This is a genomic window from Streptomyces sp. NPDC055140 (genome assembly GCF_053607285.1).
Genome location: NZ_JBSGTG010000069.1, coordinates 1 through 10090, shown reverse-complemented (window position 1 = coordinate 10090; position 10090 = coordinate 1). Strand labels below are relative to the sequence as shown.

Genomic DNA, 10090 nt, shown 5'->3' with positions numbered 1-10090 from the left:
CTGAAGGGCATCAGCCCCGACCACATGAACATGATCACGCTGCCCGTCCGCTACGACGCCCAGGACACCGGCCGCGTCCTGCCCATGACCAAAGCATCCCACCAGGTCTGGCAGGCCCTGCACGACGACCGCCCGATCCCCAAGTCCGCGACCCACAACTCGGTCGCCGCACGCACCGACTCACCGGTGACCGCCGGCACCTAGAGGGCGTCGAGCCGCAGCCAGTTGCTCACATCGACCGCGAGGACGGTTCGCCCGTCGGCCGCTCTCGGCAGCGGGGTGGAGGCCAGCAGCCGCCGCAGACGGCGCGGTTCCAGCCAGCCATGGTTGACCGCGTCGTACATCGCTCCGTGCCCGCGCCGGTGCTCGGCCGTCAGCGTCAGCTCGGCCGGCGACGTGACTGGACCGTCCGTGCACAGCACTGTGCGCTCTTCGAGCTCACCGACGCTCAGCACGGGAGTAGAGGCAGTCGTAGAACTCGGCCGGCCAGAACCGGTCCGCGGGCTCGTAGCGGACCGGGCCGGCGATCTGACGGTGTAGCACCGCATTCTCATGGTGGAGGACAAGCAACTCGGCGGCCTTGGCGCTGTCGCGACTCAAGAGCACCCCGGGGACGGGCAGCAGCTTGCGGGCGACTTTGTACAGCAGTGAGACGATCACGCCGGCATGGTTCCAGTACAGACCGTGCGATGGTCGCGACCTGCAGCGATGACTTTACGAGCCCCACGCCGTCGTCACGGAGATCGCGCCACTCCGACGTCGGCGCCGATGCTGACCGCTTCGCCCCGGTGCTACGGGCGTCGGCACGTTACTTGACGATCTCCAGCACCGCCATCATGCCCGCGTCCTCATGGTTGAGGATGTGGCAGTGAAGCACGGTCTTGCCGGTGTAGTTCCTGAATTGGGTCCGGAGGACGATCTTCCCCTTGGCGGGCACGCTCGCCGTGTCCTGCAAGCCGTGGCCGGCGTGCGGTCGGCCGTTGATGCTCATCAACTGAAATTTGTTGACGTGCACGTGGAACGAGTGTTCCTCGTTGCTGTCGTTGCGCACGGTCCACTCCTCGACCGTGTTCAGCTTGGACCGGACGTCCACCCGGTTCGGATCAAACTGCTTGCCGTTGATGAAGAACTTGCTGCCGTCCTTGTTCTCGGAGAACACGAGGGTGCGCCGGGTGGCGATCGCCGAGTGGCTCAGGTCCGTGACCGGCGCGAAGGCTGAGGTGGGCAGGGCCGCCGGGTGCGCGGAAGGTCCTTCGGAGACCAGGGTTGCCAGGGTGGCCTGCGGGAACTTGTTGCCGGCCGGCCCGGTGTCGTACGCGAGCGTCTGCAGCTGGGTACGGCCGGTCGGACCGCCTTGTACGAGCACGTCGAAGCGCGCGCCTGCCGCGAGTAGGAGCGAGTCAGCCGTCCAGATCCGGTCGACGGGGGTGCCGTCGTGAGCGATCACATGGAACCGCTGACCCTGCAGGTGGATGTTGTAGTAGATGTTGGCGCTGATGTTGGCCAGCCGCCACAGCTGGGTCTCACCCGGCCGGATGCGGATGGTCGGGTTCAGCTGACCGTTGACGGTGCGATTGGTGGACGCGCCGATGTGCAGGTTCTGGGTCCTGACCGCATCACCCTGGACCTGGAAGTCCTTGAGCCCGATGACGTGCTCGGTGATGTGGCGCAACTTCGCCGGCAGGTATTCCTGCAGCCCGTCGACGATCAGGACGCCCGACATGCCCCCGGCGACCTGCGGTGCCGAGATCGAGTGTGCGTGTGAGTGGTACCAGTAGGTGCCGGGCCGCAGGGTGTTCGGAAACTGGTAAGCGTAGTGAAACGTCTGGCCGGGATCGATGTGGACGAAGATGTTGTCGGAGTTGCCGCTCGGCGACACATGAAGTCCATGAACATGCAGATTGGTGAACTCGTTCAGCGAGTTCTTCATCGACAGGTCCACCTTGTCCCCCGGCCGGATGCGCAGCGTGGGAGGCATGTAACTGCCGTTGTAGGTGAGGGCCCACAGCTTACGGCCGCCCACCTCGACCTTTCGCCTCTCCACGACGAGTTCCACCCGTAGGACCCCGTTGCGGCTCACCATCTGCGCCGGCTCCTTCAGCGGCGCGCCCTGCGCAACCGCCGGCGACTGCAGGGGGACAGCCACCGGCTGCGCCTGCGCCGGTTCCCGCTCCGGCGGCTGCTGGCCGGAACAGCCACCGACCAGGAGGGCGATGACGACAACGACGGCAGTGGCCAGTTCGGGCAGCTTGAACCGAGACCTCATTACCTCTCCACTCCTGGGACTCCCACATCGCACGTAGCTCACTCCCAGCAAGCACGTGGTCCCGCCTGTGCGCTACCCCGGTGGGGCGTTCGCGCGACACAGCCACCCCCGATGTACGGACGTCGCCCGGGGCTGCGGGCGTGGACGGCGGTCCACTGGGGTGTGGGCATTCCTGTGGTTGAGATCCGCCGAATCCGGAGGATGCGGAGACCGTGGGCCTGATCAACCGCGGATGCCGGGCAAACCGAGTGCATCCGCAAGATCCGTCCACGCCACAGGGTTGTTCTCGCCGCCGCGCGCTCGACGGCCGCGACCCCAGCGCGAGGTCGGTCGTGAGAGAGGCTGACCACACGCCTCTCTCCAAATGGCGCGAGCCTGATCGTCCAATCTATTCGTTTTGCGGAACAGCTAGACCGTGGCCCGGGTGCGGACGGCCGATGCCGAGGAGGCACGGGCCAACCTCCGGGCGTCCCCGCGGGGACCGCTCCCCTCCGTGTTGGAGCGGGACGACCTGCCCGAGCGGGCGACCGCGCTCCTGACGTACGTCTGGGAGGAGACCGTCCGGCCGGAGCGGTTCGGGCAGTGGGCGTAGGGGAGCGGCGCTTTTGAGGGTGTGGCGGGGGCGGTGCCCGTTGTAGAACTGCTCGTACTCGCGTAGTGCGTGGAGTAGATGGGCCTGGTTCCAGATGAGGGTGCGTCGAGGAGTTCGGACCGGCAAGTTCGTACCCAGCGTTCCATGATTGCGTTCACGCGGGGGATACGGATGCCGGTCTGGACGACTTCGATGCCTTCGGCTTGTAGGACGGCATCGAAGGTGGCGGGGCAGCGCGCGTCCCGGTCGCGGATGAGGAACTTCACCTTGGTTCCTGCGTCGTGGAGGTCCATGACTGTGTTCCGGGCGAGCTGGGCAACCCAGTCCGCGGTCGGGTGTGCGGTCGAGTCGGCAGCAATGATGCCGTGGGCCTGGGAGGTCAGGAACTGCCGCCAGGCCGGGCCGGAGCGCTGCGGCGCGGGGTCGATGCCAGGCGTGGAGGACTCCCGGGCCGTGGACGGGGCGATCGGGTAGTCGAGGCGGGCGAGTTCGCCCTGTATCCGGAGGTGGCCCCAGTTGCTGTTCTCCCGGGCCAGGCGCAGGATGAGGTGTTCGAGCGGCACAGGGTCGGGACCAACCGCTTCGCGGCGGGGGCGGAGCTGGTTACCCGCGAGGCCGGGGCGGCCGGCCGGTCTGGAAGGGCACCGTTATGGCCGAACAGATCGTCTTGGGCGCCGCCAAGGATGTGGACCACAGCCGGGAGCTGCTCTCGCCGAGTGGCTGACCAGGAGCCGGTGACCAGTGCGTGAGACGCCAGTGGTGGCGGTCACCGCCGTTCACGAACTGGCCCTTGCGCAAGTCTTGATCGGCACGGGCCGGCCGTCTCCACCGCACGCTTCTGGGCATCCCACGCCGCCTGGAGACGTGAGGAGGGATGGCAATGCGAACGAACATCATCCGGCACGAGAACATGATGGTGAGCTACGACGTGGTCAACGGCTGGACCGTCATCGAGATCGACGGTGAGGTCGACGCCCACACCGCCCCCATGATCCGCGAAGGAGTGATCAAGCTCTTCAATGAGGGGCACCGCCATTTCGTCCTGGACCTGGGCTTTGTCGCCTTCATGGATTCGATGGGGCTGGGCATGATCGTGGCGATCACCAAACGCCTCCGTGAACACGAAGGGACACTGCGTATCGCGTCCGCCTCCAGCCGGATACTGAAGATCTTCGACGTGAGCGGCATGCGCGAGAGTTACGAGATCCTCCCCTCGACAGCGGAAGCGACGGCGTCTGCTCCCTTGCCTGGCAGCCTCGCGGACTGGCCGCATCCATCCTCGGGCTGAGGAGGGCGCCACTGTGTGTCGGGTGTGCGGCAACTTGGGGGTTCCGGCAGCCCTGCTCCTGCCGGAAACCCTATCTGTGCAGGTCAAGAGGAGTGTTGGTACTCGTGAAGGGTGCCGCCGAGCCGGTCTCTTCCGCACCGTCGCAACCGCCCCTGCTGGTCCCACTCGGAGATGGCCGACCGGCGACGTCCGCGCATGGGACGAGGCAGGCTTCGACTCGGTGAACCGGGCCATTCGGGATTGCCGGCCCGCTCCGTGTCAGGGCGTGGGGGACTGTTGCGGGGAGCGGAGTACCAGCAGGGTGATCTCGCTGGGGGCGAAGACGCGGAACGGCGGGCCCCAGAAACCGGTGCCGCGGCTGGTGTAGAGGAGGGTGCGGGTGCCGTGGCGGCTGAGGCCGGCGAGGGCGGGCTGGTCGATGCGGACGAGGTGGTGGAAGGGCCAGATCTGGCCGCCGTGGGTGTGGCCGGAGAGCTGGAGGTCGATGCCGCCTGCTGCGGCCCGGTCGACGAACTTGGGCTGGTGGGCCAAGAGCAGGACGGGCAGGTCGGGGTCGGCGCCGTCCAGGGCTCCGGCCAGGTGGGCGCGGTGGCCTGCCAGGCCGGAGGACTCGGCGGTGACGTCATCCACGCCGGCGACCACAAGGGTGTCGCCGCCGCGTTCGAGCAGTAGATGACGGTTGCGCAGCGGCTCCCAGCCCAGCTCGTCCATCAGGTCGACCCAGCCCTGGGCCTCGCTGTAGTACTCGTGGTTTCCGGTGACGTAGACCCGGGCCCGGGTGGCTCGCACGGTGCCGAGCGGAGTGGCCTGGGCGCGGCGGCGCTCGGCCGTGCCGTCCGCGATGTCGCCGGTGTGGCAGACCAGGTCGGCCTCGAGGGTGTTGACGGTCTCGCAGACCCGCGCCGACCAGCGGGCGCGGTCGAGCGGGCCGTAGTGGGTGTCGGTGATGAGGACGACGCGGGTGCCGTCCAATCCGGCGCCCAGGCGCGGGAGTTGTACGTCGAGCTGGCGCACCCGTGGCACCCGGCGGGCCTCGGCGTACCCCCAGGCGAGCAGCACGGCGGCTACGCCGAGGACCGCCCAGGTGACGATCCGGGCCCGGCTCTGACCGTCGCCTGCGCCGGCCACGGTCAGGGCGAGGCGCAGCAGGACGCCGAGCACGACGGACCAGGTGAACAGGACCCAGCTGGCCCCAAGGAGGGTGTCTCCGACGATCGCCGCCCAGTCCTGCTGCCTCCGGCCGTGGCCGCGCACCATCGCGAGCGGCATACCGATCAGACCGAGGACGAACAGGGCGGTGCCGGCCAGCGCCACGGGGAGCGGCCAGTGCTGGCCGGCGTGCAGCAGCACCCAGCAGGGCACGGCCCACAGCAGGATGGGGGCGATCAAAGGGATGTAGCGCATCAGGCTGCGCAGTCGGCTCTGCTCGGTCGCGTGCGCTGCACCGTCCGCGGATCGGGCTTCGCTGGTGTCGGTCACGCTTCCCCTCCTCGTGTAACCAGAATGTCGACGCGCGCACTGTATCCGGTGGTCCTGGGGGGACATCTTGCCGGTCATCGATCGAGCGGGATGAGTGTGCTGGCGAGGGTGATCGCAGCGAGGCAGCGGTCGCGATCACCGTCTCCACGGTCCGTTCCTTGAGCGGGTCTCCGGATGCGAACAGCTCCCCGGTGCGGAGCTTCGCCTCCTCGCCCGCGGCCGTCCGGGCCCTGCGGTGGCGGGCCTTGGTCTTGCGCCCCGAGCACCGCCATGGCCTGCCGGGCGCCGCGGCGCTTCGCGCCTCGCTCCGGGTCGTGGCTGATCGGACGCCGGTTCCACAAGACGGTGGCGCTGTCGGCCATTGCGCAGATGCTGCACCGCCACCGATGGAGCCACCAGCTCCCCGCCTCGCGTGCCGCCGAGGGCGACGAGGCCAAGGCGACCGGCTGGGTGAAGGAGGCCTGGCCGCAGGTGGAATCGCCCGTGCGGTGCTCGACGGCTACCTCGTCTTCGAGGACGAGGCTGGCTTCTCGATGACGCGGTCGAGCAGTACGGCGCGCCGCTGCCGCGCTGCCGCGCTGCGCTTCCCGGCGGCCCATCCGGCCGTCGACTCGGTTCTTGTCGGGGCGCGTTCGGCCGCGGAGGTCTGCGACGCCCACGCCATGGCGGCCCACCCCGTCCTCGCGGCGATGTGGCAGGGCCTGCGCGACGAGAAGCTCATCCCGCACGGAGGCGCCGGCCCCGGCCGCGGACGACGGGTCCGCGACCGGGCCCTACAGCGACGACGTGCCCGCGCCGGGGAGCGGGGGCTGCACCTGCTCATCGCCCTGTTCGTTACCTGCTTCAACGCCGCCTGCTTCAACAGCACGCCGAACCCGCGGTCTCGTTGTCAGCGGCCGGCCGCTGACGGTGACGTGGTGATGCGTTCGGGGCCGGCCGAGGAACGCCGGCCCCGAACACGCGCGCCGTTCAGACGAGCTTCTCGAAGAAGAACTCGTGCTTGAGGAACGAGGTTTCGTACTCGCCTCCGGGCGGTGCCGGTACGAGCTGCGCGGCCTGGAACAGCCGCCAGCCGTCGGCCAGCGCCGCGACGCCCGTCTTGTACGGGGGTTCGTCGCTGTCGCCGGTCGTGGGGCGGGTGTCACCGGTGCCGTCGTAGTGGGACCAGCCGACGACCTCGGAGTCGAGGGCGGAGGTGCCCAGGTACAGGACGAGGACCTGCTGTCGTACGGCGCTCTGGGCGGCCTGGCCGTCGTGGGTGCTCACGCGTCGCTCCTCTGCGCGGGCCGGTTGTTGATGCGTGTGGCCCAGTAGTCGATGTCGAAGTCGGGGTCGGCGGTCATGGCCTGCCACAGCTTGATGCGGTTGTGGATCTCGAGGCGGCCGGTGGCCGGTTCGTACCACAGGAAGTTTCGTGACAGTTCCTCGCGGACTGCGGGGCTGTCCAGGTCCGAGGTGTCCCACAGGCGGACCTGCGGCACCGTCGGGTTGAAGCGGATCTTGTACATGTAGCGGACGAGATCGCTGTCGTTGCGCCGTCCGCCGTGCCAGATGCCGTGATGCAGCAGCATGACCGTGCCGGCCGGGCAGGTGAGTCGGGTCTGGCCGCGCAGGTTCTGGTAGCGGCCGATGTCGGACTCGTTGACGCGGCGCAGGTGGCTTCCGGGGACGACGAGCGTGCCGCCCATCTCGGCGGTCACGTCCTGGGGGTAGTACATGAGCTGTACGTCGAAGGCGTCGGGGCGTACGTCGATGATGGCGTCGGCATGCAGGAACTGGGCGCTGCCCTCATGAGGCTGGCGGGCGTGCATGTAGTGGTGGTCGACGGTCGGGTCCGGCCCCACAAGGCTGTCCAACGCGCCCGCGATGGTGGGGAGTTCGAGGAGTCGGCGGGCGAACGTACCCTCGCCGAACGCCTTGGGGACGGGGGTGCCGTACGGCACGTACGGGAGGTCGGCGTCGAAGACACCGAAGGACTCGTCGTTCATCTCCTGGGGGACGACCCCGTCGAGTCGCAGGAAACCCTGGGCCACGAACTGCGCCACCTGGGCGGAGGTCAGAAGCTGCGGTGTGGTTGGCATACGGCAACCGTAGGAACAGGCCACCCGGCTGTCATGGGCTGTAATCGGCAACCACTGGTAATTTTCCACCATGACCGAGTACGTGGACCTGGCTCTCGACCTGCCGCCGCTGGAGGTCAACGCCGGGGTGGGGGTGCATGGGGCGAGCGGCCCGTACGAGGTGTTCCGGCTCCCGCGCCTGTGGCAGCTCCACCTGTACGGATACGAGGGTGCCTTGGAGATGGGCGGCTCGTCCTTCCCGATCCGCCCCGGGTATGTCAGCCTCGTGCCGCCGGACGTGGAGGTGGGGTTCCGCTACGGGGCGCGGCGCTGCGAGCACCTGTACGCGCACTTTCGGCTGCCCGGCGACGGCGAACGGCGCCGCGTGCCGGTGATGCAGGACGCGGGCGCGGAGGCGGCGGCGCTGAGCGGACTGCTGCGACAGACCGTCGCGGCGGCCGTCCGGTCTCCGGTCCGCGCGTCGGCGGAGCTGTGGACGGTGCTCTGGCGCACGGCCGGTCCGGAGGGTGGGGGTGAGGGGCCGCAGGGGTCAACTCACCCCGCCCTGCGGGCCGCCCTGGACCATATCGAGGAACGGCTGGCCGGCCCGTTGTGCGTCCCGGAGGTCGCCCGCGCTGCCGGTGTCTCGCACACGCACCTGACCCGGTTGTTCCGCGAGGCGACCGGGTCCACGGTGGTGGGCTACATCAGAAGACGACGCATGGAACGGGCCCGGCACCTGCTCCAGGCCTCGACGCTGGCGATCCCGGCGGTGGCGGCGACGGTCGGCATCCCGGACCTCCAGGCGTTCAACAAGGCGTGTCACAGGGAGCTCGGAGCATCGCCGCGCGCGACACGGGCGGCGGTGCGCGGGTAGTCGAACATCGGGACATCCTCGACGCCGTACGCGCCGAGGAGCCGGCGGGCATTCGACACCACCTGCTCTATACCGACATTTTCGGCGACCGCGCACACTGCCGCGATCGGGGGGTGTCGCGGACCGGACTCGGTGTCAGTGCCGTGGCCAGGGCGTGGGTGTCGTCGAGCCCCGAGTCCGTGTCGATCACCAGTACAGCAACCCGGGCCTCCTGCACAGCAGCACCTCTGCCCACTGTCGCGACCGGCCGCGACCGCACGCCCGACAGCACGATGTCCTGGGTCGACCGCGGCCCTGTCCTTGCCGAAAACCTCATCCGTGCAGGTGAGGGGCGGTATGCGGGTTTCGCGGCCCCCTGGGTGCTCGGGTCGGGGGCTCTGGCGCGAGTGCTGGATGCTGCGGGAACGTGATCGATCGTGCTGCTTCGACTGGCCTACCTGGGTGTGACGAACGTGTTCGCCATGCTGCGCTTGCTACCGATGAGCGACCGCGACCAGGACGTGGAACTCCTGGCGCTGCGGCATCAGATCATGGTTCTGGAGCGGCAACCGGGCGGGAACAGGCCGCGGTTCGGGCCGGGCGATCGGGCGTTCCTGGCGGCGTTGCTGCACCAGGTCCCGCGCGATGTACTGCGTCGACTGCGGTTGCTCGTGCGCCCCGTCACGGTGCTGCGATGGCACCTCGACCTGGTCGCGCGCCACCAAGCGGCCCGTTCTCGGCCGAAGCGCTCGGGCCGGCCACGCACCGTGCACTCCATCCGCGTCCTGGTTCTGCGCCTGGCGCGGGAGAATCCCACGTGGGGCGCAACGCCGTCCAGTACGCCCTGGCCGTCGGCCTGCTCGACGAGGCCTACGCCGAGAACCTGGAACACCACCCGCCCAGCCCTCGGTTACGGCGCGCCGTCGCGGACACCGGACTGATCACGGTCACCGGAGGAGTCCACGCGTTGCTGGGGAGTAAGCGGGGGCCGACTTGGGCCAGCGCGTTCGTCCTGCGCACCGTCCCCTACCAGCCCGTGATCGCACAGTTGGCAGCCCACGGCCTGACCACCGAGACCGACTCCGCACAAACCTGTCCCCAGCGGCTGTTCACCAGCGCAGCGGAACAGCGTCGCGCCGTCGAGCAGGTGCTCCGTGCCGGCGACGACCCCACCGGACTGGAGGCGGAAAGCCGTTATCACACCCGGCTGTACCAGTCCCGGCCCTGGGCGTATGACTGACGCCCAGGAGTAGTAGCAGCTGATAGTCGGGCCCCACGCCAGCGCGAGCTGGGCCCGCCGAGTGGACGGCAGATGCGCGGATTCGGGCAGTTCGGCCTCTTCGGAGGCTGTGTCGCCCGTATCGCACGTACCCTTCGTGGTGTCTACGGCGTCACATAGCGGGCGCCGAACCACTGGAGGCAACACCTCGTGCTGATTGCTCAGCGTCCGTCCCTGACCGAAGAGGTCGTCGACGAGTTCCGCTCCCGGTTCGTGATCGAGCCGCTGGAGCCGGGCTTCGGTTACACCCTCGGCAACTCCCTTCGCCGG

Annotated in this window: 10 protein-coding genes and 4 pseudogenes; 7 read left to right on the top strand and 7 right to left on the bottom strand. The window is 68.9% G+C overall.

Annotated features, from left to right (window positions below; all coding sequences use genetic code 11):
- A pseudogene (locus ACWFR4_RS46315) lies at positions 1–204 on the top strand (LCP family protein); the annotation flags it as partial.
- 2 nt (positions 205–206) lie between these two features.
- On the opposite strand, the pseudogene ACWFR4_RS46310 reads toward ACWFR4_RS46315, so the two are convergent.
- Together ACWFR4_RS46310 and ACWFR4_RS46305 are read right to left on the bottom strand one after the other, a co-directional pair.
- A pseudogene (locus ACWFR4_RS46310) lies at positions 207–570 on the bottom strand (transposase); the annotation flags it as partial.
- Between the two features lie 238 nt (positions 571–808).
- A complete protein-coding gene (locus ACWFR4_RS46305; RefSeq protein WP_453657700.1) occupies positions 809–2266 on the bottom strand; it encodes a multicopper oxidase family protein in 1458 nt (485 codons plus the stop codon).
- A 415-nt stretch (positions 2267–2681) separates the two neighbouring features.
- Here ACWFR4_RS46305 and ACWFR4_RS46300 point away from each other — a divergent pair.
- Both ACWFR4_RS46300 and ACWFR4_RS46295 read left to right on the top strand, forming a co-directional pair.
- Positions 2682–2834, top strand: a pseudogene (locus ACWFR4_RS46300) (transcriptional regulator); the annotation flags it as partial.
- 904 nt (positions 2835–3738) lie between these two features.
- Positions 3739–4146: an STAS domain-containing protein gene (locus tag ACWFR4_RS46295; RefSeq protein ID WP_453468753.1), complete on the top strand. Its 408-nt coding sequence runs from the start codon at positions 3739–3741 to the stop codon at positions 4144–4146.
- A 258-nt stretch (positions 4147–4404) separates the two neighbouring features.
- Here ACWFR4_RS46295 and ACWFR4_RS46290 read toward each other — a convergent pair whose 3' ends face one another.
- Positions 4405–5625: a metallophosphoesterase gene (locus ACWFR4_RS46290; protein WP_453468754.1), complete on the bottom strand. Its 1221-nt coding sequence runs from the start codon at positions 5623–5625 to the stop codon at positions 4405–4407.
- A 174-nt stretch (positions 5626–5799) separates the two neighbouring features.
- Here ACWFR4_RS46290 and ACWFR4_RS46285 point away from each other — a divergent pair, with 174 nt between their 5' ends.
- Positions 5800–6162, top strand: a complete 363-nt coding sequence (locus ACWFR4_RS46285) for a helix-turn-helix domain-containing protein (RefSeq protein ID WP_453657698.1) — start codon at positions 5800–5802, stop codon at positions 6160–6162.
- Here the strand turns inward: ACWFR4_RS46285 and ACWFR4_RS46280 are convergent.
- The 3 genes from ACWFR4_RS46280 to ACWFR4_RS46270 form a co-directional block, all read right to left on the bottom strand.
- Positions 6125–6289: a hypothetical protein gene (locus ACWFR4_RS46280; protein WP_453657702.1), complete on the bottom strand. Its 165-nt coding sequence runs from the start codon at positions 6287–6289 to the stop codon at positions 6125–6127. The genes ACWFR4_RS46285 and ACWFR4_RS46280 overlap by 38 nt on opposite strands.
- 305 nt (positions 6290–6594) lie before the next feature.
- Complete coding sequence (locus tag ACWFR4_RS46275) at positions 6595–6891, bottom strand: hypothetical protein (protein WP_453463972.1); 297 nt, start codon at positions 6889–6891, stop codon at positions 6595–6597.
- A complete protein-coding gene (locus tag ACWFR4_RS46270; RefSeq protein ID WP_453463969.1) occupies positions 6888–7706 on the bottom strand; it encodes a phytanoyl-CoA dioxygenase family protein in 819 nt (272 codons plus the stop codon). Before ACWFR4_RS46270 ends, ACWFR4_RS46275 begins: the two co-directional genes overlap by 4 nt.
- 70 nt (positions 7707–7776) lie before the next feature.
- Here ACWFR4_RS46270 and ACWFR4_RS46265 point away from each other — a divergent pair, with 70 nt between their 5' ends.
- Complete coding sequence (locus ACWFR4_RS46265; RefSeq protein ID WP_453463967.1) at positions 7777–8562, top strand: helix-turn-helix domain-containing protein; 786 nt, start codon at positions 7777–7779, stop codon at positions 8560–8562.
- A gap of 473 nt (positions 8563–9035) precedes the next feature.
- Here ACWFR4_RS46265 and ACWFR4_RS46260 read toward each other — a convergent pair whose 3' ends face one another.
- Entirely contained in the window at positions 9036–9266 is a 231-nt protein-coding gene (locus tag ACWFR4_RS46260; RefSeq protein WP_453657696.1) for a hypothetical protein, read from the bottom strand.
- Positions 9267–9358: 92 nt separating this feature from the next.
- Here ACWFR4_RS46260 and ACWFR4_RS46255 point away from each other — a divergent pair, with 92 nt between their 5' ends.
- Positions 9359–9781 carry a hypothetical protein gene (locus tag ACWFR4_RS46255; RefSeq protein ID WP_453657694.1) on the top strand — a complete coding sequence of 141 codons (423 nt, stop codon included), beginning with the start codon at positions 9359–9361 and terminating at the stop codon, positions 9779–9781.
- 189 nt (positions 9782–9970) lie between these two features.
- Positions 9971–10090: pseudogene (locus tag ACWFR4_RS46250) on the top strand (DNA-directed RNA polymerase subunit alpha); the annotation flags it as partial.

Coding starts and splice junctions, on each gene's coding strand:
- ACWFR4_RS46285 (WP_453657698.1), top strand. CDS start 5,800: ATGCGAACAGCTCCCCGGTGCGGAGCTTCGCCTCCTCGCCCGCGGCCG.
- ACWFR4_RS46295 (WP_453468753.1), top strand. CDS start 3,739: ATGCGAACGAACATCATCCGGCACGAGAACATGATGGTGAGCTACGAC.
- ACWFR4_RS46280 (WP_453657702.1), bottom strand. CDS start 6,289: ATGGCGTGGGCGTCGCAGACCTCCGCGGCCGAACGCGCCCCGACAAGA.
- ACWFR4_RS46270 (WP_453463969.1), bottom strand. CDS start 7,706: ATGCCAACCACACCGCAGCTTCTGACCTCCGCCCAGGTGGCGCAGTTC.
- ACWFR4_RS46265 (WP_453463967.1), top strand. CDS start 7,777: ATGACCGAGTACGTGGACCTGGCTCTCGACCTGCCGCCGCTGGAGGTC.
- ACWFR4_RS46305 (WP_453657700.1), bottom strand. CDS start 2,266: ATGAGGTCTCGGTTCAAGCTGCCCGAACTGGCCACTGCCGTCGTTGTC.